Consider the following 25,569-nt stretch of genomic DNA (forward strand, 5'->3'; position numbering starts at 1 on the left):
GGTCATTAGAGCAAGCTGCATATGATTTTGTCCGACCGACCGTTGCGCCTTGGCACCAGGGGTTCACCCCTTGCGCTGGCCCAGGCCCGCATGACCGCCCGCGCCTTGTGCGATGCCCATGGCTGGCCCGATACCGCCGTGGCGATCGTCACCGTCCAGACCAGTGGCGACCGGATACAGGACCGGGCGCTGGCCGAGATTGGCGGCAAGGCGCTGTGGACCAAGGAACTGGACCGGGCGCTGGTCGAAGGCGAGATAGATTTTGCGGTCCACAGCATGAAGGATGTGGAGACGCTGCGCCCTGCCGTGTTCCGTATCGCCGCGATGCTGCCGCGCGCCGATGTGCGCGACAGGCTGGTGGGGGCGGACAGTTTCGACGCGCTGCCCGCCAATCCGGTCGTCGGGACCAGCTCGCCGCGCCGCGCTGCGCAGGTGACGCGGCTGCGGCCCGATGCCACCATCACCCTGTTCCGGGGCAATGTCGCGACGCGACTGGCCAAGCTGGCGGCGGGGGATGTCCATGCGACCCTGCTGGCGGCGGCCGGGCTGGACCGGCTGGGACAGGGTGATGTCGGCGTGACCATCCCGACCGACATGATGCTGCCAGCCCCTTCGCAGGGTGCGGTGGGGATTGAGGCGTTGGTTGGTAACGACGCAGTGCTGGCGGCGCTGGCCGCGATCAACGACACGGACACGTTCGATTGCGTCATGGCCGAGCGCAACGTGCTGATGGGGCTGGGCGGCACCTGCCATTCGCCGATCGCGGCGCTGGCGCTGGTGGACGGCGACCGGCTGCACCTGCGCGCGGAGATTATCAGCCCCAACGGGCAGGAAACGGTGAGCGAGGAAGCCCATATCGATCGGCAGGATTGTGACGCGGCGCAGGCAATGGGTCGTGCGCTGTTGGACCGGGCCAGTCCGGCGCTGCGGTCGCTGTTCGAAGCGTGAGGCGGGTTCTTATCCTGCGGCCCGAACCGGGGGCGGGCAGGACGGCGCAGGCCGTGGCGCGGCTGGGGCTGGAGGCGGTGGTGCATCCGCTGTTCGCGCCGCAGCCGCTGGACTGGACAGCGCCTGAGGCCGGGGATTTCGACGCGCTGCTGATGACCAGCGCCAATGCAGCGCGGCTGGCGGGGCCAGCGCTGGCGACCTATCGCGGGTTGCCCGCTTATGCAGTGGGCAGCGCGACGGCGGCGGCTTTGCAGGCGCAGGGATTTGACCGCGTGGTCGCGGGCGATGGCGACGCCAGTGCCATCGCGGCGCGGATCGCAACTGATGGTCACCGCGCAGTGCTGCATCTGGCAGGCACGACGGTTGCGCCGATGGAGGCAGGACCGCTGCATGTCACGCGGATCGCGGTGTACAGCATGGCCAGCCTGCCGCCTGATCCGGCGCTGTTGCGTGACGCGGTGCCGGGATCGGTGCTGCTGGTCCATTCGCCCCGTGCCGGGGAGCGACTGGCGGCGCAAGTCCCGATGGCGGCGCGGGCCGGATTGCATATCGTCGCGATCAGTCCGGCTGCACTGGCGGCGTGCGGAACGGGCTGGGCCAGCGGACAAGCGCCGGACCAGCCACGCGACGACGACATGCTGGCCCTTGCGCGTGGTTTGTGCGAATGACGGGTGTAATGGCAGACAAAGGGGGCAGCATGAGCGATGAGGACGGCCTTGGCAGCATGACCCCGCCCCCTGCCCGGCGGCGCAGCATGGTGCCGCTGCTGATCCTGATCCTTCTGGCCTTTGTCGTAGGGGTTGCCGTAACCGTCTGGGCCTGGCCGCAGATTCAGCGCCGCTGGAGCGATCCGCAGCCGCAAGCGGCCAGCGTGGCCCCGCTGCTGGGCAGCAATCCCGCACCCTCTCTGGCGCAGCGTCCGCTCACCGCTGATGCCGCGCAGATGCTCGACGCGCGGGTGGTGCAGCTGGAAGAACGGCTGACCCGCATCACCGTGGAGGCGCAGGCCGCGTCCGGCAACGCCGCACGCGCCGAAGGGCTGCTGGTCGCCTTCGCCGCGCGCCGGGCGCTCGATAGCGGCGCGCCGCTCGGCTATGTCGAGGGACAGTTGCGGCTGCGCTTCGGCCAGGCCCAGCCGCGCGCGGTCGCGACCATCATCAATGCCGCGCGCGAGCCGGTTACGCTCGCTGACCTGCGCGGCGGGCTGATCGACATTGGCGATCGGGCAACGACCCCGCCTGCCGATGCGAGCTGGTGGAGCGCCATTGAGCATGAAGCGCGCGAACTGGTGACCATCCGCCGGGCATCGACCCCTTCACCTCGTCCGCAGGCCGGGTTTGACCGGGCAATCCATTATCTCGACGGCGGACGGGTGAATGCCGCGCTGGCAGAGGTGGAACGATTGCCAGGTCGGGCTGTTGTGGATCGCTGGGTGCAATTGGCCCGCCGCTATCTGGAGGCGCGTCGTGCGCTTGACCTGATCGAAACGGCGGCCATATTGGAGCCACGCGCGCTGCGCAGCGTTGAGGGCGCGCCTGTCGCGCAGACGTCGCCGCTGGCACCCTGATCCAATATTGCGATAAACAGTTTCTTTGCTGCGATGAAACCGATGGACGCGGACGGCGTTTGTCACGACACTGTCATCTTTGCCTTCGGGCCAAAGGGATTTTGTCGTCGTGCCACCTCATGCTGCCGTCACTACTTTCTGGAAGGATCGCCTCGCGTCCGGCCCGCGCGCCGTCGCCCGGCCATCGGTCCAGCATCTGGTCGGCAATATGGCACTCCCCTTCGATCTGGCACGCACGCGGGCGCAGGCCGATGCGCTGGCGCAGACTATTCGGGGTGATGGTCGCGCGCTGCTGCTGATCCCCGGCCTGCTGGCGTCGGACGCGCGGATGGAGCCGATGCGCGCGATCCTGAACAGGGCCGGGTTTGACGCGCATCATTGGGGCCAAGGGCGCAATTTCGGTCCGAAGGCGGATAGTCTGGAGGCGATCGACCGTCGGGTGGACGATATACGGCGCATGTCCGGTGGTCCGGTAACGCTGGTCGGTTGGAGCCTGGGCGGGCTGTATGCGCGCGAATATGCCAAGCTGGCAGCGGCCAAGGTCGGCGGCGTGGTGACGATGGGCACGCCCTTTTCCGGTGACCCACGCGCCAACCATGCCTGGCGGCTCTATCAGCTGGTGTCGGGTACGCCGGTCGACCGCCCGCCTTTCCCGTGCATCCGTGAAGCCAAGCCGCCAGTGCCGACCGTTGCGCTCTGGTCGCGGCGCGACGGGGTGATCCTGCCCGAATGTGCCAAGGGCCGCAGCGGGGAGCGGGATAGCGCGATCGAGGTCGACTGCACCCATATGGGCTTTGCCGCTGCGCCCGAAGGCATTGCCGCTGTGGGTAAAGCGCTGGAGTCGATGCGCGCCTGAGACGGGGGCGTCGTCGTCAGGCCTGGAGGCGAGCCAAGGCTTCGTCCCGCCCGATTAACGGCAGCAATTGTCCCATGTCCGGGCCATGATCCAGCCCCGTCAGTGCGCGGCGCAGGGGAAGGAACAATGCCTTCCCCTTGCGGCCGGTTTCTTCTTTCAGCGCATGGGTGAGGGTGCGCCAGATGTCTGCGTCGAAGGGGGTTTCGGTCAGGATGCCGCGCGCGAGGGCCAGGAAGTCGCGATCTTCTGCTTCCGGCGCGGGCGCGTACACCGGGCCGGTGACGATCCGCCACCAGTCGGCGGCACCGGCGACCGTCTCCAGATTGGGGCGGATGGCATTCCATGCCGGGGCGTCCATACCTTCAGGCAGGCGCTTGGCGACCGCCCCATATGGCAATAGGTGGACGATCTTCTGGTTGAGGGTTGCGAGTTCGCCTTCATCGAATCGCGCGGGGGCGCGACCGAAATGGGCGAAGTCGAAACTGTCGATCAGGGGCTGCACGGTGGCGAACGGCTCGATCGGCTGACTGCTTCCCAGCCGCGCGAGCAGAGAGGCGATGGCGGCTGGTTCCAGTCCGATCTCGCGGAAATGGGCGACGCCCAGCGATCCCAGCCGCTTGGACAGCTTGCCCTCGCTGCCAGTTAGCAGCGCTTCATGGGCAAAGGCCGGGAGCGGCGCGCCGAGCGCTGTGAACATCTGGATCTGGGTCGCTGTGTTGGACACATGATCCTCGCCGCGCAGGACGTGGGTGACGCCCATGTCGACGTCATCGATGACCGAGGGGAGCATGTAGAGCCAGCTGCCATCGGCGCGGCGGATGACCGGATCGGACAGCAATTTGGGGTCGAAGCGCTGGTCGCCGCGAATGAGGTCGGTCCAGATGATCGGCTGGTCATGATCCAGCTTGAAGCGCCAGTGCGGGGCGCGGCCTTCGGCCTCGTAAGCGGCGACCTGATCCGGGGTCAGCGCCAGCGCGGCGCGATCATAGACCGGCGGCAGGCCGCGCCCCAGCAAGACCTTGCGGCGGAGGTCCAGTTCCTGGCTCGTCTCGTAAGCGGGATAGACATGGCCCGATTCCCGCAGCGCTTCAAACCGTGCTTCGTAAAGGGCAAAGCGGTCCGACTGCTTCGCCTCTGCGTCCCAGTTCAGCCCCAGCCATTGCAGGTCGGCTTTGATCGCATCGGCATATTCGAGGCGTGAACGTTCCAGGTCGGTATCGTCGAGCCGCAGCAGAAACTGCCCGCCGCTCTTTTGCGCCCACAGCCAGTTATGCAGCGCGGCGCGGATATTGCCGACATGGAGGTGGCCGGTGGGCGAGGGGGCGAAACGGGTGATGACGGTCATGGGTTAATCCTAAATCCGTTCGGGCTGAGCGAAGTCGAAGCCATCCACTGAGCGGAGCGAAGTGGCTTCGCTACGCTCTGCCTGACCCTTCGACTTCGCTCAGGGCGAACGGGGGAATCATAATGTTCTAAACGCATTGGTGATGGGATAGCGGCGGTCGCGGCCGAAATTGCGGCTGCCCAGTTTCACGCCGGGGGGCGACTGGCGGCGCTTATATTCCGCGACATAGAGCAGCCGCTCGATCCGCGCGACGGTATCGCGCTCAAACCCGCGCGCGACCAGCTGCTCGACCGACAATTCCTCCTCGACCAGGCCGTAGAGGATCGGGTCCAGCACCTCATAGGGTGGCAGGCTGTCATCGTCGCGCTGATCGGGGCGCAGTTCGGCGCTTGGCGCCTTGGTGATGACCCGCTGCGGCATGACCGGGCCGGCGGGGCCAAAGGCTTCGCCCAACGACGGGACATTCTCATTACGCCAGCGCGACAGGTCGAACACGGTGGTCTTATAGGCGTCCTTCAGCACCGAATAGCCGCCCGCCATGTCGCCATAGATGGTGGCATAGCCGACCGACATCTCGCTCTTGTTGCCGGTGGTCAGCAGCATGTGACCAAATTTGTTGGACAGCGCCATCAGCGTCAGCCCACGGATACGCGACTGGATATTCTCCTCGGTCAGGTCGCGCTGGCGCTCGGCAAATACCTCGCCGAGCATCGCTTCGAACGCGCCGACCGCCGGTTCGATCGGAATCGTGTCGTAACGCACGCCCAGCAGGCGCGCACATTCGACCGCATCGTCCAGGCTATCCTGACTGGTGAAGCGCGAGGGCATCATGACGCACCACACCCGGTCAGCGCCCAGCGCATCGACCGCGACGGCGGCGGACAGGGCCGAATCGATCCCGCCGGACAGGCCCAGCACCACGCCGGGAAAGCGGTTGCGGTTCACATAGTCGCGCAGGCCCAATACCATCGCGTTGTAAATGTCGGCGGGGCGCTCGTCGGGGACATGGCAATCGCCGGGCAGGCAGCCCCACTGGCCATCCCATTTCTCCCACTGGGTCAGCACCAGCGCCTCTTCCCAGTCCGGCAACTGCTGGGCGATGCCAAAATCGGCGTTCATGACGAAGGATGCACCGTCGAACACCAGTTCGTCCTGCCCGCCGACGCGGTTGAGGTAGACCAAAGGCAGACCGGTTTCGCGCACCCGCGTACCGGCCACCATGGTTTGGCGGCGGTCATCCTTGTCGACCTCATAGGGGCTGCCATTGGGGCTGATCAATATCTCCGCGCCCTCGGCTTTCAGATGCGCGGTGACGAAGGGGAACCAGATATCCTCGCAGATCGGCACGCCGATCTTGACGCCGCGAAAGTCGATTGGTGCTGGCAGCGGGCCGGGGGCGAACAGGCGCTTTTCGTCGAACGTGCCATAATTGGGCAATTCGCGCTTCTGGCGGATCTGCGTCACCGCGCCGCCCTCCAGCAGGGCGACGACGTTGAACAACACGCCATGCGCAGCAACCACGGTGCCGACCAGCATCGCCGGTCCGCCATCGGCGGTCGCCTGCGCCATCCGGTCCAGCTCCTGATTCGCGCGCTCGACCAAAGCGGGTTTCAGCACCAGATCTTCGGGTGGATAGCCGATCAGCTGCAATTCGGGATAGACGATCAGGTCCGCGCCAACGGCCCTGTCCCGCCATGCCAGCATCGCGTCGGCATTGGCGGCAAGGTCGCCCACCGATTGGGTCATCTGGGCGAGGGCGATCACAAGTTTGTCGGTCATGGACCGGGCCGTTAGAGCATTTTGCCGCCACGCGCAAAAGCGCCTTTCCAGCAGGAACGGACGCGGCTAAAGGGGCGGCGTTTTCACGCAGCGTCATCAATTCGTCACGCCGCCAAATAGCAGGGGGACTTGGCCATGAAGCTCATGACCGGCAATTCCAACAAGCCGCTCGCGGCCGCCATCGCCGACTATATCGAAATCCCCCTGACCGACGCCAGCGTCCGCCGCTTTGCCGATGAGGAAGTGTTCGTGGAAATCCACGAAAATGTCCGGGGCGAGGACGTGTTCGTGATCCAGTCCACCAGCTATCCCACCAACGACAATCTGATGGAATTGCTGATCATGATCGACGCGCTCAAGCGCGCGTCGGCCAAGCGAATTACGGCGGTTGTCCCCTATTTCGGCTATGCCCGGCAGGACCGCAAGCCCGGCCCGCGCACGCCCATCAGCGCCAAGCTGGTCGCCAATCTGATCACCAAGGCGGGTGCCGACCGCGTATTGTCGGTGGATCTGCACGCGGGGCAGATCCAGGGTTTCTTCGACATTCCGACCGATAACCTGTTCGGTGCGCCGGTGATGTCGGCGGATATTCAGGCGCGCTTTGGCGACCGCAATATCATGGTCGTGTCGCCCGACGTCGGCGGCGTGGTGCGCGCGCGGGCGCTGGCCAAGCGGCTGGACAATGCGCCGCTCGCCATCGTCGACAAGCGCCGCGAGCGCGCGGGCGAATCCGAAGTGATGAACATCATCGGCGACGTGAAGGGACGCTTCTGCGTCCTCATCGACGATATCGTCGATTCGGCGGGCACGTTGTGCAACGCGGCCAGTGCGCTGAAGGCCGCCGGTGCCGAGGAAGTCGTCGCCTATGTCAGCCATGGCGTATTGTCGGGCGGCGCGGTCGCACGGGTCGAGGCGTCGGACCTGCTGGAACTGGTCATCACCGATTCGATCCAGGGCACCGATGCGGTCAACAATGCCGCGCATATCCGCCATCTGCCGATCGCGCCTTTGCTGGGCGAGGCGATCAAGCGGATTGCGGACGAGAGTTCGGTGTCGAGTTTGTTTGATTAATACCGACCCGCATGTCGCCACATTCATTGTTAACGGCCCGCCGCTAGGCTGGCTCGCTCTACCGGGAGCGCAGTCAGTATGGGCGAAACAACGCTGTTAAACAAACTGGCGATGAAGCGGCTGTATGACCGCCGCTATCGCGACAAAAATGGCCAGATGCTGGTCTTGCTTCCCGGCGATCAGGAGGCGGTTGGCCTCACCCCGCGCGCATGGGAACGACTGTGCGCTGATTATCTGGCGGATCTAGCCCCAGCGCGGCGGCTGATGCGATGGAGCGTCCTGTTCACGATACCGGCAAGCATCATGATGCTTTCGGCTATTCACGCAAGCCCGCTCATCATGGCGATTGTCAACTGGATCGAGGGATTCCGCTATGGTGGCTATGTTACGAGCATGGTTGTTCTGGCAGGCCCTCCCCTCGCGCTGCTCGCCGTTCATTGGTGGCTCACGGATCGCGCCAAGCAGGCGATGGAAATACGTCTGGCAAAGCATGTGCGCGTCCCTCTGCCTGACGAGCGCCGACCGATACTGATCCAAGCCTATGAAATCGTCGCGATGGTACTTCTCGGCCCAGGGATCGTCATTCGGGCGGTCGGCACGGTGTTCCCCAATATCTGGCGCAACACACCATTTTCAGGATCGCATCTCGGGCTGTTCGATGCTGTGGCGATCGGCGCGGTTCTTGTCGTGACGGTGCACCGGTGGCGGCATTGGCGCGCTACCCGGCAGGTAGCAGCACCAGCGGCACGGACAGGATCATGATCAGCGCGGCCACGACACGCTGGCCGCGCGATATGCCGAGCGGCTTGCCCCGCCAGACCATGGGGCAGGCCAGCACCGCCAGCGCGATCAGCAGGTTGGACAGGGTGACAGCGCCACCGACCGGCATGTCCTGCCGCAGCGCAAGGCCCGAAAACAGGGCGACAAAACTCAAAAACCAGCCAACTAGCGCCATGCGCCTGCTCCCGTCATCCAGCCCGCAAGACTAGCGCGGCGAGGTTGCCGAAGGCTTAAGCAGCCCAGGGATCGTAGCTGCCAAAGCTCCAGACATTGCCTTCCGGGTCTAGCGCGCTGTAGCCGCGCCCTGGATAGCCGTCATTGTCGCGTGGCTCATCGACCACCACCGCGCCTTCATTGCGGGCGTGGAGGCAATGGGCATCGACGTCGGCCACCACGACATAGACGCACCCGGTGACCCCGCCCAGGTCGCGCGCGGTGGACCAGGTGTAGAGCGATTCGCTGGCCATATCCTGCACGCTGCCCAGCATGATCATGCCCGCACCCAGCACAAGTTGGGCATGGTGGATGATGGTCGGGTCGGCATCATCGGCATAGACAGCGTGGCGCACGAAACCGAAGGCGTCGCACAGAAAGTCGATCGCGGCAGGGGCGTCGGCATAGCGCAGGCATGGGATTACAGGCGAACCGGGCATTTTTCCCTCCTTCTCCATAGAGGCGCAGTCTAGCGTAAACGCCGCGCAGCCGCTAGGCGAAGCGGATGACCACCCGCGATGATCTGGCCCTTGCCAACCGCCTTGCCGACGCCGCTGGCGCGGCGATCCGCCCTTTTTTCCGTGCCCGCTATGACATGGAATATAAGGCGGACAAATCGCCGGTGACGGAAGCTGATCGCGCGGCGGAGGCCGCGATCCGCGCGATATTGGAAAAAGAGCGTCCGGGCGACGGCATCATTGGCGAGGAATATGGATCGGTGCGCGAGGATGCCGAACGGGTGTGGATACTCGATCCGATCGATGGCACGCGCAGCTTCATTGCCGGGCGGCCGATTTTCGGCACGCTGATCGCGCTGACGCAAGGGGGGTGGCCGACCATCGGGATCATCGACCAGCCGATCGCCAAAGAACGCTGGGCCGGGATGGCGGGGCAACCGACGACCTTCAATGGCCAGCCGATCCGCACCCGCGCCTGTCGCGCGATCGAGGGCGCAGGTATTGCGACGACCAGCCCGCATCTGTTCGATGATGGCGACGTGCCGCCTTATATGGCGCTGGTCGCGGCGGTCTCCGGCGGATCGCCGCGTCAGGGACCTGTCTATGGCGGGGATTGCTATAATTACGGCCTGGTTGCGTCGGGCTTCCTCGACATCGTGATCGAATCGGGGCTGCAATCCTATGATTTCGCCGCACTGGTGCCGGTGGTCGAGGGCGCTGGCGGGCTGATGTGCGACTGGCACGGCGAGCCGCTGACTGCCGACAGCGACGGCCATGTGCTGGCGCTGGGCGATCCGGCAAGGCTGGAGGATGTGCTGGAGGCGATGGCGAGCGCGGCGGGTCATAACCATTCGCATTGATACACCCCCAAATCGCTTGCCTTTCCCTGCCCACCCGCCTATGCGCGCCCTTCGCGATATTCAGTGGGACCGCCCGGCTAACTAGGGCTGCCGGGGCTGTCTGTAATCGTCGCGCTACGCAAAGGAGACGAAAATGCCCAAGCTCAAGACCAAGAGCGGTGTGAAGAAGCGCTTCAAGTTCACCGCTTCCGGCAAGGTCAAGCACGGCGTCGCTGGCAAGCGTCACCGTCTGATCAGCCACAACGCCAAATATATTCGCCAGAACCGTGGTACTTCCGTGCTGTCCGATGCCGACGTGGCTCACGTCCGCCTCTGGGCGCCCTACGGCCTCAAGTAAGGAGTAAGGGACAATGGCACGCGTCAAACGGGGTGTAACCACCCGCGCCAAGCATAAGCGGCTTCTGGTACAGGCGAAGGGCTATTATGGCCGTCGCAAGAATACCATCCGCGTCGCCCGTCAGGCGGTCGAAAAGGCCGGCCAGTACGCTTATCGCGATCGCAAGGTCAAGAAGCGCAGCTTCCGTGGCCTGTGGATCCAGCGCATCAACGCGGGTGTCCGCGCTGAAGGCCTGACCTATTCGCAATTCATGCATGGCCTCAAGCTGGCCGGTGTGCAGCTGGACCGCAAGGTTCTGGCCGACATTGCGATGCACGAAGGCGAGGCGTTCAGCGCCATCATCGCCCAGGCCAAGGCTGCGCTGCCCGCAGCATAAGGCCGGTCGGTCGCAAGATCGTCAAAAGGGCGCCGGGGCAGATGCTTCCGGCGCCCTTTTTGTTTGTTGCCAATACTCCGTTCACCCTGAGCGAAGTCGAAGGGTTCGCCTGAGCATGGCGAAGGCACTTCGCTGCGCTCAGTGGAAGGCTTCGACTTCGCTCAGCCCGAACGGGCTATTGTATAAGGACCAACCCCATGTCGCTGCATCTCTGGTGGCTTTATGTGACCGCCGTGTTCCTGATCTCCGCCACGCCGGGGCCGAACATGCTGCATGTGATGACGCAGAGCATCGCCCATGGCCCGCGCCGCGCGCTGGCGACGATGGCCGGGTTGATGAGTGCGGTGCTGCTGTGCCTGATCGCATCGGCGCTGGGGCTGGGGGCGTTGCTCAAGGCCTCGCCGCGCCTGTTCGATGTGCTGCGCTATGCGGGCGTTGCCTATCTGGTCTGGTTGGGGATCAAGGCTTGGCGCGCGCCGGTCGGCGGGGTTGATGGCGTGGCGTCCAGGCGTTCGGACCGCGCGCTCTACCTGACCGGCCTGTCCAACCCCAAGCTGATCATCTTTGCCGCCGCGCTGTTTTCGCAGTTCATCGACCCCAGCCGTCCGTTCGGAATGCAGCTAGCGATCCTGGTGATCAGTTTTGTGGTGATCGAGTTGGGCTGGCAGGCTGCTTATGCCCTGGGCGGAATCAAACTGGCCCGCTGGTTGGCACCGGTGAACCGCCAGCGCCTGTTCAACCGGGCGACCGGCGTGATGTTCATCGGCTTTGGCGGCGCTTTGCTGGGCGCGCGGGCGTAAGCCTTCCCTTGCACGGCGCGCCTCGCTAAGGCGCGCCTATGTTTCCGCTCTTCAGGAATGACAGTAGATGACAGACATTAGCGCATTGAAGGCCGGGCTGATTGCCGACATCGCCGCCGCGGACACGCCGGACGCAGTCGAAGCGTTGCGCGTTGGCGCGCTCGGCAAGAACGGGGTCATTACCGGCCTGCTCAAGACGCTGGGCGGCATGTCGCCGGACGAACGGCTGGAAAAAGGCCCGCCGATTCAGGATCTGCGCGAGTCCGTGACCGCCGCCATCACCGCCAAGAAGGCGGCGCTGGAGCAGGCGGTGCTCGACGCGCGGCTGGCGTCTGAGAAGATCGACATGACCCTGCCCGCCGATTTGGGACCGCAGGGCAGCGTCCACCCGGTCAGCCAGGTGATGGACGAATTGGCGGAAATCTTCGCGGACCTTGGCTTTTCGGTCGCGACCGGGCCGGAGATTGAGGACGACTGGCATAATTTCACTGCGCTCAATATTCCTGAGACGCACCCGGCGCGGGCGATGCACGACACATTCTACTTCCCCGACGAGGAAGGGCAGAAGCGGATGCTGCTGCGCACCCACACATCGCCGGTGCAGATCCGCACGATGATGACGACGCCGCCGCCGATCCGCATCATTGCGCCGGGCCGCGTCTATCGTAGTGACAGTGATGCGACCCACACGCCGATGTTCCACCAGATCGAAGGGCTGGTGATCGACAAGGGGATCACGCTAGGCCATCTCAAATGGACGCTGGAGACCTTCCTCAAGGCCTTTTTCGAGCGCGAGGATATCGTCCTGCGGCTGCGCCCCAGCTACTTCCCCTTCACCGAACCCTCTGTCGAGGTCGATGTCGGTTATACGCTGGTGAATGGCCAGCGGGTGATCGGCGGGGACGGCGATGCGGCGGCTGGCGGCTGGCTGGAAGTGCTGGGCAGCGGCATGGTCAACCGGCGGGTGATCGAGGCATGTGGCCTCGACCCGGATGAATGGCAGGGCTTTGCCTTTGGCACGGGAGTCGACAGGCTCGCCATGCTAAAATATGGGATGAACGACTTGCGGGCCTTCTTCGACGGCGATCTGCGCTGGCTCAAACATTATGGTTTTTCGGCGCTGGACGTGCCGACGCTGAGCGGGGGAGTGGGCGCATGAAGTTCACCCTGAGCTGGCTCAAGACGCATCTGGCGACCGATGCGGATTTGCCCACTATCCTCAAGACGCTCAACGCCATCGGGCTGGAGGTCGAGGGGGTCGAGAATCCGGCGGAGAAGCTGGGTGGCTTCAAGATCGCCAAGGTCTTGACCGCCGAGCGTCACCCGCAGGCGGACAAGTTGCAGATACTGACCGTCGACCATGGCGACGACGCGCCGCTTCAGGTCGTGTGCGGCGCACCCAATGCGCGGGCCGGACTGGTCGGCGTGTTCGGGACGGAAGGCGCGGTGGTGCCCGCCAATGGCATGGTGCTGAAAAAGACTGCCATTCGCGGCGTCGAATCCAATGGCATGATGTGTTCCACCCGCGAGCTGGAGCTGGGTGACGATCATGACGGCATCATCGAACTGAGCGAAAATGCGCCCGTGGGGCAGGTCTATGCCGACTGGGCTGGGCTGAACGATCCGGTCATCGACGTGTCGATCACGCCCAACCGGCAGGACTGCATGGGCGTGCGCGGCATTGCGCGCGATCTGGCGGCGGCGGGGCTGGGGACGCTGAACGCGATCATCGTGCCGGCAATTGCGGGCGTGGGTCCGGGACCGGACGTGCGGACCGACGATCCCGAAGGCTGCCCGGCCTTCTTTGCGCGCACCGTGCGCGGCGTCACCAACGGCCAGTCGCCCGAATGGATGGCCAAGCGCCTGAAGGCGATCGGGCAGAAGCCGATCAGCACGTTGGTCGACATCACTAACTATATCATGATCGACCTCGGCCGTCCGCTGCATGTCTATGACATGGCGAGCCTCAAGGGTGGGCTGGTGGCGCGCAAGGGCAAGCCGGGCGAACAGGTCGTCGCGCTCAACGGCAAGACCTATGCGGTTGACGAGACGATGACCGTCATCGCCGACGACGAAGCGGTGCATGACATTGGCGGCATCATGGGCGGCGAACATTCCGGCGCGCAGGACGGCACGACCGACGTTTTGATCGAATGCGCTTACTTTACGCCCGAACGGATTGCGATGACTGGGCAGAAGCTGACCCTGACCTCGGATGCGCGCGGGCGGTTCGAGCGTGGGGTCGATCCGGCGTTTCTGGACGACGGCCTGTCGATCGCGACCAGCCTGGTGACGCATTTGTGCGGTGGCACGCCCAGCGAGGCGACCCGCGCGGGTGCGCCGCCGGTGACGCCCAAGATCGTGGACTATACACCCGACCAGTGCCTGACGCTGGCGGGCGTCTATGTGGCGGCGGACGAGCAGAAACGCATCCTCGAAAGTCTGGGCTTTGTCGTGGGCGGGCAGGAAAACCGCACCGATTATGAGGATGGGGTGCCGGTGATCGTGCCGGGTACCTGGTCGATCACTGTGCCAAGCTGGCGGCGCGACGTTGATGGCTGGCCCGATATCGTCGAGGAGATCGTGCGGATCGTCGGGCTGGAGCATGTACCCTCCACCCCGCTGCCGCGTATGCCGGGCGTTGCCCGTCCGACCGCGACGCCGGAGCAGCTGGTCGAGCGCCGGGTGCGCCGGACGGCAGCGGCGCGGGGCCTTGCCGAGGCAATCAACTGGTCTTTCCTGTCGGAAAAGGAAGCTGCGTCTGTGGGCGGGGGGCAGTGGGTGCTGGCCAATCCGATTTCGGAGGATTTGAAGGTCATGCGGCCTTCGCTGCTGCCCGGCCTGCTGTCGGCCAGCCGTCGCAACATGGATCGCGGCGCTGCGTCGGTGCGGCTGTTCGAGCTGGGGCGGCGCTATTTCAAGCAGGGCGAGCGGGCAACTGTCGGCTTCGTGCTGGCGGGCGAGAAGCAGCCGCGCAGCTGGCAGGATGGCAAGGCGCAGCCCTTCACCGCCTATGATGCCAAGGCCGACATCATGGCGCTGCTGGCGGCGGCGGGCGCGCCGGTCGCCAATCTCCAGAGTTTCGGGGAGGCGTCGGCAGCCTATCATCCTGGCCAATCGGGGACGTTGCGACTGGGGCCAAAGGTGGTGCTGGCCGAATATGGCGTGCTGCATCCGGGCCTGGCCAAGCAGTTCGGGTTGAGCGGCACGGTGGTCGCGGGCGAGATTTTCCTCGACGCGATACCGGGCAAGCGCAAGACCGGCTTCATGCGCGCGCCCTATGCGCCGCCCGCCTTGCAGGCGGTGAAGCGCGATTTCGCCTTTGTCGTGGCTGACGCCGTTGAGGCCGATGCGCTGGTCCGGGCGGTCAAGGGCGCGGACAAGAAGGCGATTGTCGATGCGCGCCTGTTCGATGTCTTTACCGGGCCGGGCGTGGATGAAGGCAGCAAGTCACTCGCCATCGAAGTCACGCTCCAGCCCGGCGAGAAGAGCTTTACCCAGGAGGAGCTGGACGCGATCAGCGCGGCGATCGTGAAGGCGGCGCAGAAGCTGGGCGGCGTGTTGCGCGGCTGAACCGACGCGAGGGCGGGGGAAGTTAACCCGCCTTCGCCCGCAGTGCGATCGCCATGCCTGCGATCGCCAGCAAGGCGCCTCCAGCAGCCAGGCCAGTCCAGCGATAACCCTCCGCCAGCGTCGAAATCAGCATCGCGATGATCGGGATGAGGACGCTGGTATAGGCGGCGCGGCCCGCGCCCATGCGCTGGATCAGGCGGAAATAGAGCGGGAAGGTGACGACTGATCCGGCCAGCCCCAGCCAGGCGACGCCCAGCCAATAACCCGCGCGCCATTCGGCCACCGGCGGGCCGACCGTGGCGAGTGCATAGGCCGCGTCCACCGCTGCGCCGATCAGCATCGCCCAGGCCAGCACGGCTATCATCGGCAGGCGGCGGGCAATCTCCATCCCCTGCATGACATTGGCGGCAGACGCGCTCAATAGTCCAGCGACGGCGAAGCCGACACCCATCAGCACGTCACCCGGCGCGATGCCGGCGGCGCGATATTCATGGGTCAGCATCAACGCGATGCCGGTCATCGCGACCGTCGACCCGACAATGAAGGTGCGGCTGACCGGCTGGCGAAAGATCAGGAAGGACAGGATGGAGTTGGGGATCAGCAGCATGGCATAGATCACCGCGACGACGCCCGATGTCAGGGTGAGTTCGGCGCGATAGACGAAGTTGAAGTTGAGGACGAATTGCGCCGTCCCCAGCAGCGCGGCGAAGATCAGCCCCGCGCGGCCAATCCGCAACGACACGCCGCGCATCCGGCAAAAGACAGCCATGGCCACCCCCGCCAGCGCGAAGCGATAACAGACGGACCAGCTGGCCGGGACGCTGCCAATCTGGTCGCGAATGACGATCCAGGTTGAACTCCAGATCAGCGTGACGAGGATGAAGGGGAAGAGGATGCCACCCTTTGTGTCGGATTCAGCCATGGTCGAGCGCTGATAGCGCGGCGGCGAGCGGCGCGACGCTGGCGGCGTCCTGCGACCAGTTGGTGACCAGCCGTGCGGCCCCTTCGCCCCAGTCATAGAAATCGAAGCCTTGGGCGCGCAGCGTTGCGGCCTCTTGCGCGGTCAGGCGGACGAACAGTTCGTTCGCCTCCACGCGGTGGAGCAGGCGATCCGGCACGGGCTGCGCCAATGCCTGCGCGGCGGCGTTGGCAGCGCGGGCGTTCGTGAGCCACAGATCATCCTCGACCATCGCGAGTATCTGCGCGGCGAGATAGCGGCCCTTGGAGAAAAGATGCCCCGACCGTTTACGCAAACGGACGGCTTCGGCGGCGCGCGTGTCAGCCTGCGGCCCGAAGAATAACAAGGCTTCGCCGATCATGCCGCCATTTTTGACGCAGCCAAAGCTGAGCGCATCGACACCCGCGCGCCATGTCAGATCGGCGGGCGCGCAGCCCAGATGCGCCACCGCATTGGCAAAGCGCGCGCCGTCCATGTGGAAGCCGAGGCCATGGGAGCGGGTGATGTTGCCCAGTGCAGCGACTTCATCGGGGGTATAGACGCGGCCATATTCGGTGGCGTTGGTGATGCTGATCGCGCGGGCTGGCACCTGATGCACGTCGGGGCGGACCGTCGCCAGTCGCGCGCTGACCGCTTCGGGGGTGAGCTTTGCGCCGTCGCCCGGCAGCGTCATCAGGCTGGCGCCATGGGTGAAGAAGCCGGGCGCGCCACATTCGTCAACGACGATATGGGCTTCCTCATGGCAGATCACACCGCCATAGGGCGGGCAGAGCGTCGCCAGCGCGATGCTGTTGGCCGCCGTACCGGTGGCGATCCACAGCGCCCGGACTTGCGTGTCGAACAGGGCGGAGAAAGCCCCGTCCAACTGGGCGCTCCATTGGTCGCCATCATAGCCATGGTCGGCGTGGTCTGCCGCTGCCATCGCCGCCATCACTTGCGGGCAAACCGGGGTCGCATTGTCGGAAAAAAAGTGCATTGGCAGGCGATAGCGGGCGGACAGGGGAGCGCCAAGAGGCCAGCATCGGCACAATGGCCTGATGGGTCAGCATAGTTGACGTTGTTTTGCGCATCTATTTGTGACATAGGCACGCCGTCCAACCCAAGGAGAGACACTATGGACGTCGAGCAGACATCGCGCTTTACCGTCACCCCAAGCCACAAGGCTGTGTCGGCGGACGAGCGTGCGGTATTGCTGGCGGACCCCGGCTTCGGGCGCATTTTTACCGATCATATGGTGACGATACGCTACACCGAAGGGCAGGGCTGGCACAGCCATGCTGTCGGCCCGCGTGAGCCGTTCCAGATCGACCCGGCCTGTGCGGTGCTGCATTATGCGCAGGAAATCTTTGAAGGGATGAAAGCGTACCGGCTGGAAGATGGCAGCATCGCCATGTTCCGCCCGGAGGAAAATGCCCGTCGTTTCGCCGAATCGGCCGAGCGCATGGCGATGCCCGCACTGCCGCAGGACATATTTCTGGAGGCGGTTGAGGCGCTGGTGCAGATCGACGCCGACTGGATTCCGGGCGGGGAGGGCAGCCTCTATCTGCGTCCCTTCCTGTTCGCGAGCGAGACCTTCCTGGGTGTGCGCCCGTCCAACGAATATATTTTCTGCGTCATCGCCTCACCAGCCGGTGCCTATTTCAAGGGCGGCAAGAAGGCGGTGACTTTGTGGGTATCCGAACATTTCACCCGCGCGGCGCGCGGCGGCACCGGCGCGGCCAAATGCGGTGGCAATTATGCCGCGTCGCTGGTCGCGCAGAAGGAAGCGATCGGCCATGGTTGCGACCAGGTCGTGTTTCTGGATGCGGCGGAAAATAAGTGGGTCGAGGAACTGGGCGGCATGAACGTCTTTTTCGTCATGGACGACGGGTCGATCGTCACGCCCCCGCTGGGGGGCACGATCCTGCCCGGCATTACCCGCAATTCGATCATAACGCTGGCGCGCGCCAAGGGGCATGATGTGCGCGAAGAGCCGTACAGCTTTGTGCAGTGGCGCGCCGATGCGGCCAGCGGCAAGCTGCGCGAAGCCTTTGCCTGCGGCACGGCGGCAGTCGTCACCGCGATCGGCACGGTCAAGAGCGTGGATGGCGACTTCACCATCGGCAATGGCGACGGCGGCATCGTCACTGAAGCGCTGCGGGCGGAACTGACCGGCATTCAGCGCGGGACGGTGGCCGATCCGGCAGGCTGGGTGCGGACGGTTTAACGGGATTTCACCAACCTCCGTTCGCCCTGAGCGAAGTCGAAGGGGTCTGCTGAGCGGAGCGAAGCCACTTCGACTTCGCTCAGCCCGAACGGAGTTTGGTTTAGCGACCCACCCTGTCCTTTCGGGTGTAGGGCGCGCACCACCGCTTCCCAATCGGCGCTCGACCGCCTAGATAGTCCCGCATGGAACGCTTCGACGTCGTGATATTGGGTGGCGGCCTTGTCGGTCTGACCCTTGGCATCGCCCTTTCCGGCCATGGCGTGCGCTGTGCCGTGATCGACCCCGCCGATCCGGTGGATACCACTGCCACCGGCTTTGATGGCCGCGTGTCGGCGATCAGCTCGACCAGCTTCGCGATGCTATCGGCCATCGGGGTCGCGCCCTTTCTGGAAGGGAAGGGCTGCCCGATCGACCGCATCTGGGTGAGCGACGGGCTGGAGCCGGGGGCGCTCGATTTCGTGCCGGACGCCGACGATGGCGTCATGGGGACGATGATCCCCAATCGCGACCTGCGCATCGCGCTGGCGCAGGCGGCGGCGGCGAGCAATCTCACCCGCTTCCAGCCTGACCGCGCTGTCCATGTCGATCGCAACCCCGATGGCGTGACGCTGACGCTGGCGAGCGGGGCGACGATCCGGGGCGCGCTGTTGGTCGCGGCGGAGGGGCGCAACAGCCCCACGCGCGAAGCAGCAGGCATCCGCACGACGCGCTGGCAATATAAGCATACCGCCATGGTCAGCGCGATCGACCATGAAGTGCCGCACGCCAACACCGCCTATGAGATTTTCTATGTCGGCGGTCCCTTCGCGCTGCTGCCGATGCTGCCCGGCACGCGATCGGCGATCGTATGGACGGTGCCAACGGAACAGGCGCCCGCGATGCTCAAATTGTCCGAGCGCGCCTGGCTGGCCGAAGCGCAGAAGCGGATTGGTGGTTTTCTGGGCGAGATTAGTCTGGCCGGGCCACGATCCTCCTACCCCTTGGGCTTTCACCATGCTGCGCGGATCACCGATACGCGGCTGGCGCTGGTCGGCGACAGCGCCCATGCGATCCACCCGATTGCCGGGCAGGGCTTGAACCTGGGCTTTCGCGATGTCGCCGCGCTGGTCGAGGTGCTGGTGGAGGGCAAGAGGCTGGGCCTTGATCCGGGCGATGCGCAATTGCTGGCGCGCTATCAGCGCTGGCGCAGTCTGGATTCGCTGTCGGTCAGCGTGGCGATGGATGGGCTGGTGCGGCTGTTCGACGTGCCGGGGCGTTTGCCGGCCTTGGCGCGCCGCGCGGGGCTGGCGGCGGTGCAACGGACCTCGCTGCTCAAGGGGCGGTTCATGGCAGAGGCGCGCGGGCAGTCAGGCGCGCTGCCACGGTTGCTGACGGGCGAGATGGTTTAGGGTCTGACGGTAGCAGGCGCTGCTACCTTGCCACCCGGTGGGGTCACTAGCGTAATATGGCTACCTCGTTCGAGCGGCATTCTTGTCGCTTAACGAACGGAGTAGAAAATGTCTTTCATTGAAGCGTACCTCCTGGCGACCTTGATCCTCAAGATCGTGGAGGTTTTGCGCTCCAAATAAGGTGTGCGACGGGCAGGAGGCGGGCGGCAACTCGCCTCCTGAACGAATGAACCCCCGCCACGGCAATGACGGGGGTTCTGTAACGAAGGAGAAAACGTGCCTTTTGCCTAAAACCGTATAATTTGAACGCTCCTGAATTTCAACTCACAGCATCCGCCGCAGCACATTGTCCTTCAGCACGATATGATGGCGGAGCGCAGCGGCGATGTGGAGGATGATCAGCGCGGCCCAGGCGAAGCCCATGATCTCATGCCCCTCGCCGGAGATATCGACCAGAATATCGCCCTTCGTCACCGCGAATTTCGGCACGTCGAACAGGAAGAACCAGTTGAGCGGGCGCGTGCCGGCCGATGTCATGATCCAGCCGGTCAGTGGCACCAGGATCATGAAGGCGTAAAACACGAAATGGGTGGCGTGCGCCGCCGCTTTCTCCCAGCCGGGCATGGCGGCCGGGAGTGGCGGCGGGCGGTGGCCCAGCCGCCAGGCCAGTCGCGCCAGCGTGAGCGCCAGCACCGTCAGGCCCAGCGACTTGTGGACCGGCATCACCGCCCAGTCCTTGGGCAGGGCGTCATGGCCGATGCCAAGGACCAGATTGACTATGATCAGGACCGCCATGATCCAGTGCAGGGCGCGTGCGACAGAGGTATAGCGGTCCATGGCAACTCCTTGAGCTTATGCGTCAACCCTGCCGGTTCGCGACCAGATTGTCGACTACTGACGGATCGGCCAGCGTACTGGTATCCCCTAACGCCTGCGCCGATACTTCGCCCTCCGCAATTTTACGGAGGATACGGCGCATGATCTTGCCCGACCGGGTCTTGGGCAGGCCCGGCGCGAACTGGATGGCGTCCGGGGTGGCGATCGGTCCGATTTCGGTGCGGACCCATTTGACCAGCGTTTTGCGCAACTCGTCACTTGGCTCTTCATGCGCGTTGAGCGTCACATAGGCATAGATACCCTGACCCTTGATGTCGTGGGGGAAGCCGACGACGGCGGCTTCGGCGACGCTCTCATGCAGCACCAGCGCGCTTTCGACTTCCGCCGTGCCCATGCGGTGGCCCGACACGTTGATGACGTCATCAACGCGTCCGGTGATCCAGTAATAGCCGTCCGCGTCGCGGCGCGCGCCGTCGCCAGTGGTATATTTGCCGGGGAAGGTGGTGAAATAGGTCTGGAAGAAGCGGTCATGATCGCCCCACACGGTGCGCATCTGACCCGGCCAGCATTGCGCGATGACGAGATTGCCCTCGGTCGCGCCGTCCAGCACAACACCCTCGGCGTCCACAATCTGTGGCACCACGCCGGGCATCGGCAGGGTGGCGGAGCCGGGCTTGAGGTCGGTCGCGCCCGGCGTTGGCGCGATCATCGCCGCGCCGGTTTCGGTCTGCCACCAGGTGTCGATGATTGGGCAGCGCCCTTCGCCCACGACGCTGTGATACCAGCGCCAGGCTTCCGGGTTGATCGGCTCACCGACGGTGCCGAGCAGGCGCAGCGACGCACGGCTGGTGGAATGGACGAATGTGTCACCCTCCTTCATCAGCGCGCGCAGCGCCGTAGGGGCGGTGAAGATCGTCTGGACCTGATGCCGGTCGACCACTTCCCAGATACGGGCGGGCGTCGGGTAATTGGGCACGCCTTCATACATCAACGTCGTCGCGCCGTTCGCCAGCGGGCCATAGACGATATAGCTGTGGCCGGTGACCCAGCCAATGTCGGCGGCGCACCAGTAGACGTCGCCGGGTCGATAGTCGAAGCAGAGTTCGTGCGTCAGCGACGCCCAGAGCAGATAGCCGCCGGTCGTGTGCAGCACGCCCTTGGGCTTGCCGGTCGATCCCGACGTGTAGAGGATGAACAGCGGATCCTCCGCATTCATCGGTTCGGGCGGGCAGTCGGGGGAGACTTTGGCCGCTTCCTCGTGCAACCACAGGTCGCGACCCGGTGCCATGGTTACCGCGCCGCCGGTCGCCTGCACGACGATCACCGTCTTGACGCTGGGGCAGTCCCTCAGCGCAGCATCGACATTGGCCTTGAGCGGCACCGCCTTGCCCGCGCGACGGCCTTCGTCGGCGGTCACCACCAGCGTGGAATCGCAATCGATGATGCGGCCAGCCAGCGCTTCGGGGGAAAAGCCGCCGAACACGACGCTGTGGACCGCGCCGATCCGCGCGCAGGCGAGCAGAGCGAAGGCGGCTTCGGGGATCATCGGCAGATAGAGGGTGATGCGGTCGCCTTTGCGCGCGCCCGCGGCTTTCAGCACATTGGCGAAGCGGCAGACTTCTTCATGCACCTGAGCGTAGCTGTAACGGCGCGGTTGGGCGTCAGGCGAATCGGGTTCCCAGATGATCGCGGTCTGGTCTCCGCGTGTCGCCAGATGGCGGTCGATGCAGTTGGCGCTGACGTTCAGCACGCCGTCGGCAAACCATTTGACGCCAAAATCCGCCTCCGCAAAGCTGCTTTCATTCGCGCGGGTGGGGGGGGTGATCCAGTCGAGACGCTGCGCCCGTTCCAGCCAATAGGCGTCCGCATCATCGATCGAGCGGGCATAGTCGGCGGCGCGGGCGGCACGGTCCATCAGCGCATTTTTTGCCCAATCCTCCGGCACCGGGAAGAAATCATCAGACATCGCGCATCCTTTCCGAAACGAAACCGTTGTTTGACTGGCCTTCTACCGTCCAGACGCGACGACCGGAAGCGCTGTTCATGCCGTTTATCATCATCCTTTTGGTCGATATGACCGAAGCTCTTGATCGACCGTTCCGCATTTTGCCGCTTCCCCCCGCGCCCAGGCACGCCTAACAGGAATCGCCTATGTGGCTTCTCTATCAATTTCCGCTCTGCCCTTTCTCTCGCAAGGTCCGCCTGCTGCTGGGGGAGAAGGGTGTCGGCTATGATCTGGTGCGCGAATCGCCCTGGGCGATGCGCGACGAATTTCTCGATCTGAACCCGGCCGGCACCACGCCGGTGATGGTGGAGGAGGGCAAGGGCATCACCCTGATCGACAGCCAGGCGATCTGCGAATATTTCGAGGAGACGGTGGAGAAATTCCCGCTCATCTCCGGCACGGCGGCGGGCCGGGCAGAAGTGCGGCGGCTGACCGCCTTTTTCGACCAGAATTTCTATGGCGATGTGGTTGGCCCGCTGCTGCACGAGCGGATGAAGAAACGCCTGATCGAGCGCGCCCCGCCCGACGCCCGCATCCTGCGCGAGGCGATGAAGCGGGCGAATGTGCATATGGATTATATGGACTATCTGCTCGACCATCGCAGCTGGATGGCGGGCGGCACGCTGAGCCTTGCCGATATTGCCGCGGCGGCGCATCTGTCAGTGGCCGATTATCTTGGCGGCATCGACTGGCAGGGGCATGAGCCGGTGCGGCGCTGGTATGCGGGGTTCAAATCGCGCCCGTCCTTCCGGCCTCTATTGTCGGAACGGATGGAGGTGATCACCCCGCCGCCACATTATGAGAAGCCGGATTTTTAAGGGACCCTAAAGCGCGCCTTCTCAGTCGGTTTCCGCCGCCAGATAGACCCGGTTGCGGCCATGTTCCTTGGCCAGATAGAGGGCGCGGTCGGCGGCCTTGAGCGCGGTGCGCGGGTCGTCATAGGCCAGCACATTGGCAACGCCGGCGGAAAAGCTGATCCGTTCCATCCGTTCGCCATTGGTGCGGTTGACGAGGCTGCGGGTGGCCAAGTCCTCACGCACGGCGTCTACGGCTTCGCACGCTTCAGCGGCGGTCTTGCCCCGGAACAGCATGACAAATTCCTCCCCGCCATGGCGGGCAACATGGCAATGGTCGTCGGACACTTTGGCGAGCAGCCCGGCGACGAATTTCAGCACCCGGTCGCCCGTGTCATGGCCATGGGTGTCGTTGACATGCTTGAAATGGTCAATGTCGCAAAAAGCTACTGACAGCGTCTCGCCATTATCCTGTGCCAGCTTTACTTCCTCCCGCAACACGCCTTCAAAAGCGCGGCGGTTGGGCAGGCCGGTCAGATGGTCATGTTCGGCAGCGCGCCGGGCATTTTCCAGGCTGGATTTGAGCGCCTGCGTCTGCTTCTGATTGTCGCGCAACTGGGTTTCGACCAGCCGGGTCTTTTCGACCATCGAGCGGGTCAGGCCCACCAGACGCGCCAGCACGGGTTCGGCATCGCTACCCTCGGCCAGCCCCTTGGCCTGCTCCTGCAAGGCTGCGCCATAATCCTTCGCCGAATTACGCGATTCGTGCATCAGGCCGGTAAACTGGGTCAGATTTTCCTCGACCTTGTCCAGCATCGTGGCCAGCGAATCGGGCGTGACTTCATCGACCCGCTGATCGGCGGCGACTGATTCTATCCAGCCGTTGGTGATCTTGCCGCGCTCCATCAGCACGGCCTTGATCGCCTTTTCCACGCCGATATTCGCACCGGTCAGATAGTCGAGCGCGACGCTGAAATTGATGGGCGTCAGGTCCAGATCATGGGCGAACAGAAAGTCGCCAATCTCGCCATAGAGTTGGCGGCGGCGGTTCACTTCGCGGCTGGATGCGGAGCCGGGACGGGGGCGCTGATCTTCCGCGGTCGCCTCCTCATCAGGCTTGCCCGACAGGCCTTTCGCCCATCGTGCCAGTCGGTCGGTCAGCCCATGTTGCGGGCTAGCGGAAGGTGAAATGGCCCCAGTCATGTTGGCTATAACGGCGGTCGCGAAACAAGGTTAAGAGCCAAGACAGAGAAAAATCTGTGCGGGCCGGTGCGGCACGAATGGGCAAAGCCCATTCTCAAATATCAGCCGTTACCAGCCAGTCGCGGAAGATGCGCACGGCGCGGGTCTGGAGCGCCCGCGGACGGCAGACGAAATAATAGCGATAGGGGCTTTCGACCGGGATCGGGAATAGGCGGGCCAGCCGGTTATCGGCCGCTTCCTTGAAATGGCTGGCGTGCATGAAGGCTACGCCCAGCCCTTGGGCTGCGGCTTCCAGCATTAACTGGCCCGAATCATAATTGTCGATCGCCAGCGGTTGCAGGTCGGGCAGGCCGACCGCTTCCTTCCATGCGTCGAACGCCAGCGCCATATCGCGGTGGAGCAGCACGGTATGCTGGGCCAGTTCCCCCGGCGAGTTTAGCGCATTGGGCGATTCGAGTAGAGAGCGCGCGCCGATGACATAGACTTCATCATGGTCCAACTCATGGGCATAGAGCGCCGCGTCGATATCCTTGGCCAGCACGATCGCGGCATCCAGCCCTTCGCCAAGCCGTGCGACGGCATGGGGTGTGGTTTCGATGTCGATATGCAGTTGCGGGTGCAGCGCCCGCAGCGCGCCCAGATGGGGGAACAGCTGTTGGGTTGCGAACAGTGGCATCACCGCCAGCCGCAAGCGCAGTTGATTGCCGCCGCTCTGGATATTTTCCAGTGCCTGGGCGAGGGAATCGAGGGCCGGGGCGATATCGTCGAGCAGTCTCTGCCCCTCGACATTGATTTCCAGCGCCTGATGCTTGCGGTCGAACAGGGGGCGACCGATGAAGCGTTCGAGCGCCTGAACGCGCCTGCTGAGCGCCGGAGTCGAGAGCGCGAGTTCCTCTGCCGCCGCCTTGACCGAGCCAAGGCGGGCTACCTGAACAAAGGCCTCCAGGGCCGTAAGTGGCGGCAGTCTGCGCATCTATATTCACTAATCCGAAGCCGGTGCGCTGCGTCGCATCATGTCTTTTTGTCGATCGCAGAGCCAGCCGGTCCCAAGCATCCTGACCGCACTGAGCAGGAAAATCCGCAAAATGGCAAGATGCATTTTCTGCAACTCCTCTTTTCTTTTCGCACTTGCAATAAAGCCTGCCGCGCTGCACATAGGGGATGCCTTTCAGGCATCCTCTCCTAAAACTTTCCGGGCTGGCCTTTGGGTCGGCC

At 64.4% G+C, this 25,569-nt stretch carries 25 protein-coding genes; 15 read left to right on the top strand and 10 right to left on the bottom strand.

Annotated elements, in window-relative coordinates; genetic code table 11:
* Positions 1–21: 21 nt before the first annotated feature.
* The 4 genes from hemC (at position 22) to ACODSR_RS05505 (ending at position 3,371) form a co-directional block, all read left to right on the top strand.
* Positions 22–948, top strand: a complete 927-nt coding sequence (gene hemC / locus ACODSR_RS05490; RefSeq protein ID WP_489074447.1) for a hydroxymethylbilane synthase — start codon at positions 22–24, stop codon at positions 946–948.
* Complete coding sequence (locus ACODSR_RS05495; RefSeq protein WP_489074449.1) at positions 945–1,616, top strand: uroporphyrinogen-III synthase; 672 nt, start codon at positions 945–947, stop codon at positions 1,614–1,616. Before hemC ends, ACODSR_RS05495 begins: the two co-directional genes overlap by 4 nt.
* Positions 1,617–1,645: 29 nt before the next feature.
* Positions 1,646–2,515: a hypothetical protein gene (locus ACODSR_RS05500; RefSeq protein WP_489074451.1), complete on the top strand. Its 870-nt coding sequence runs from the start codon at positions 1,646–1,648 to the stop codon at positions 2,513–2,515.
* A gap of 109 nt (positions 2,516–2,624) precedes the next feature.
* Complete coding sequence (locus ACODSR_RS05505) at positions 2,625–3,371, top strand: esterase/lipase family protein (RefSeq protein ID WP_489074453.1); 747 nt, start codon at positions 2,625–2,627, stop codon at positions 3,369–3,371.
* Positions 3,372–3,387: 16 nt separating this feature from the next.
* Here ACODSR_RS05505 and gltX read toward each other — a convergent pair whose 3' ends face one another.
* Entirely contained in the window at positions 3,388–4,716 is a 1,329-nt protein-coding gene (gene gltX / locus ACODSR_RS05510) for a glutamate--tRNA ligase (RefSeq protein ID WP_489074455.1), read from the bottom strand.
* Between the two features lie 117 nt (positions 4,717–4,833).
* On the bottom strand, positions 4,834–6,495 hold the full coding sequence (locus tag ACODSR_RS05515; protein WP_489074457.1) for an NAD+ synthase: 1,662 nt from the start codon (positions 6,493–6,495) through the stop codon (positions 4,834–4,836).
* 135 nt (positions 6,496–6,630) lie between these two features.
* Here ACODSR_RS05515 and ACODSR_RS05520 point away from each other — a divergent pair, with 135 nt between their 5' ends.
* Together ACODSR_RS05520 and ACODSR_RS05525 are read left to right on the top strand one after the other, a co-directional pair.
* Positions 6,631–7,566, top strand: a complete 936-nt coding sequence (locus tag ACODSR_RS05520; protein ID WP_119746953.1) for a ribose-phosphate pyrophosphokinase — start codon at positions 6,631–6,633, stop codon at positions 7,564–7,566.
* Positions 7,567–7,644: 78 nt separating this feature from the next.
* Positions 7,645–8,328 (top strand): hypothetical protein, encoded by a 684-nt coding sequence (locus ACODSR_RS05525; RefSeq protein ID WP_489074459.1) that lies wholly within the window; start codon positions 7,645–7,647, stop codon positions 8,326–8,328.
* On the opposite strand, the gene ACODSR_RS05530 is transcribed toward ACODSR_RS05525, so the two are convergent.
* Positions 8,285–8,521: a hypothetical protein gene (locus ACODSR_RS05530; RefSeq protein WP_489074461.1), complete on the bottom strand. Its 237-nt coding sequence runs from the start codon at positions 8,519–8,521 to the stop codon at positions 8,285–8,287. The two genes, ACODSR_RS05525 and ACODSR_RS05530, sit on opposite strands and share 44 nt — an antisense overlap.
* A gap of 55 nt (positions 8,522–8,576) precedes the next feature.
* Positions 8,577–8,999 carry a VOC family protein gene (locus tag ACODSR_RS05535; protein ID WP_489074463.1) on the bottom strand — a complete coding sequence of 141 codons (423 nt, stop codon included), beginning with the start codon at positions 8,997–8,999 and terminating at the stop codon, positions 8,577–8,579.
* Positions 9,000–9,064: 65 nt separating this feature from the next.
* On the opposite strand from ACODSR_RS05535, the gene hisN reads away from it, so the two are divergent.
* The 6 genes from hisN (at position 9,065) to pheT (ending at position 14,963) form a co-directional block, all read left to right on the top strand.
* On the top strand, positions 9,065–9,877 hold the full coding sequence (gene hisN / locus ACODSR_RS05540; protein ID WP_489074465.1) for a histidinol-phosphatase: 813 nt from the start codon (positions 9,065–9,067) through the stop codon (positions 9,875–9,877).
* A 133-nt stretch (positions 9,878–10,010) separates the two neighbouring features.
* Positions 10,011–10,214 (top strand): 50S ribosomal protein L35, encoded by a 204-nt coding sequence (gene rpmI / locus ACODSR_RS05545; RefSeq protein ID WP_004208916.1) that lies wholly within the window; start codon positions 10,011–10,013, stop codon positions 10,212–10,214.
* A gap of 13 nt (positions 10,215–10,227) precedes the next feature.
* On the top strand, positions 10,228–10,590 hold the full coding sequence (gene rplT / locus ACODSR_RS05550) for a 50S ribosomal protein L20 (protein WP_006952270.1): 363 nt from the start codon (positions 10,228–10,230) through the stop codon (positions 10,588–10,590).
* Positions 10,591–10,787: 197 nt separating this feature from the next.
* A complete protein-coding gene (locus ACODSR_RS05555) occupies positions 10,788–11,390 on the top strand; it encodes a LysE family translocator (RefSeq protein WP_489074467.1) in 603 nt (200 codons plus the stop codon).
* Positions 11,391–11,457: 67 nt separating this feature from the next.
* Positions 11,458–12,549, top strand: coding sequence for a phenylalanine--tRNA ligase subunit alpha (gene pheS, locus ACODSR_RS05560; RefSeq protein ID WP_489074469.1), 1,092 nt, complete (start codon positions 11,458–11,460; stop codon positions 12,547–12,549).
* Positions 12,546–14,963, top strand: a complete 2,418-nt coding sequence (pheT, locus tag ACODSR_RS05565; protein WP_489074471.1) for a phenylalanine--tRNA ligase subunit beta — start codon at positions 12,546–12,548, stop codon at positions 14,961–14,963. Before pheS ends, pheT begins: the two co-directional genes overlap by 4 nt.
* 22 nt (positions 14,964–14,985) lie before the next feature.
* Here pheT and ACODSR_RS05570 read toward each other — a convergent pair whose 3' ends face one another.
* Together ACODSR_RS05570 and ACODSR_RS05575 are read right to left on the bottom strand one after the other, a co-directional pair.
* The gene (locus ACODSR_RS05570) at positions 14,986–15,885 is read right to left on the bottom strand and encodes a DMT family transporter (protein ID WP_489074473.1); all 900 of its coding nucleotides are present in this window, start codon (positions 15,883–15,885) and stop codon (positions 14,986–14,988) included.
* Positions 15,878–16,897 (bottom strand): threonine aldolase family protein, encoded by a 1,020-nt coding sequence (locus tag ACODSR_RS05575; RefSeq protein ID WP_489074475.1) that lies wholly within the window; start codon positions 16,895–16,897, stop codon positions 15,878–15,880. Before ACODSR_RS05575 ends, ACODSR_RS05570 begins: the two co-directional genes overlap by 8 nt.
* A gap of 138 nt (positions 16,898–17,035) precedes the next feature.
* On the opposite strand from ACODSR_RS05575, the gene ACODSR_RS05580 reads away from it, so the two are divergent.
* Together ACODSR_RS05580 and ACODSR_RS05585 are read left to right on the top strand one after the other, a co-directional pair.
* Positions 17,036–18,127, top strand: a complete 1,092-nt coding sequence (locus tag ACODSR_RS05580; RefSeq protein WP_489074477.1) for a branched-chain amino acid aminotransferase — start codon at positions 17,036–17,038, stop codon at positions 18,125–18,127.
* Positions 18,128–18,309: 182 nt separating this feature from the next.
* Positions 18,310–19,515, top strand: coding sequence for an FAD-dependent monooxygenase (locus ACODSR_RS05585; protein WP_489074479.1), 1,206 nt, complete (start codon positions 18,310–18,312; stop codon positions 19,513–19,515).
* 324 nt (positions 19,516–19,839) lie between these two features.
* Here ACODSR_RS05585 and ACODSR_RS05590 read toward each other — a convergent pair whose 3' ends face one another.
* Both ACODSR_RS05590 and acs read right to left on the bottom strand, forming a co-directional pair.
* A complete protein-coding gene (locus tag ACODSR_RS05590; RefSeq protein WP_489074481.1) occupies positions 19,840–20,352 on the bottom strand; it encodes a cytochrome b in 513 nt (170 codons plus the stop codon).
* 22 nt (positions 20,353–20,374) lie between these two features.
* The gene (gene acs, locus ACODSR_RS05595; RefSeq protein WP_489074483.1) at positions 20,375–22,318 is read right to left on the bottom strand and encodes an acetate--CoA ligase; all 1,944 of its coding nucleotides are present in this window, start codon (positions 22,316–22,318) and stop codon (positions 20,375–20,377) included.
* Positions 22,319–22,503: 185 nt separating this feature from the next.
* Here acs and ACODSR_RS05600 point away from each other — a divergent pair, with 185 nt between their 5' ends.
* The gene (locus ACODSR_RS05600) at positions 22,504–23,175 is read left to right on the top strand and encodes a glutathione S-transferase family protein (protein WP_489074485.1); all 672 of its coding nucleotides are present in this window, start codon (positions 22,504–22,506) and stop codon (positions 23,173–23,175) included.
* Positions 23,176–23,196: 21 nt separating this feature from the next.
* On the opposite strand, the gene ACODSR_RS05605 is transcribed toward ACODSR_RS05600, so the two are convergent.
* Entirely contained in the window at positions 23,197–24,354 is a 1,158-nt protein-coding gene (locus tag ACODSR_RS05605; protein ID WP_489074487.1) for a GGDEF domain-containing protein, read from the bottom strand.
* Positions 24,355–24,448: 94 nt separating this feature from the next.
* Positions 24,449–25,327: a LysR substrate-binding domain-containing protein gene (locus ACODSR_RS05610; protein WP_489074489.1), complete on the bottom strand. Its 879-nt coding sequence runs from the start codon at positions 25,325–25,327 to the stop codon at positions 24,449–24,451.
* Positions 25,328–25,569 lie beyond the last annotated feature (242 nt).

The organism is Sphingobium sp. FG125, assembly GCF_057809795.1.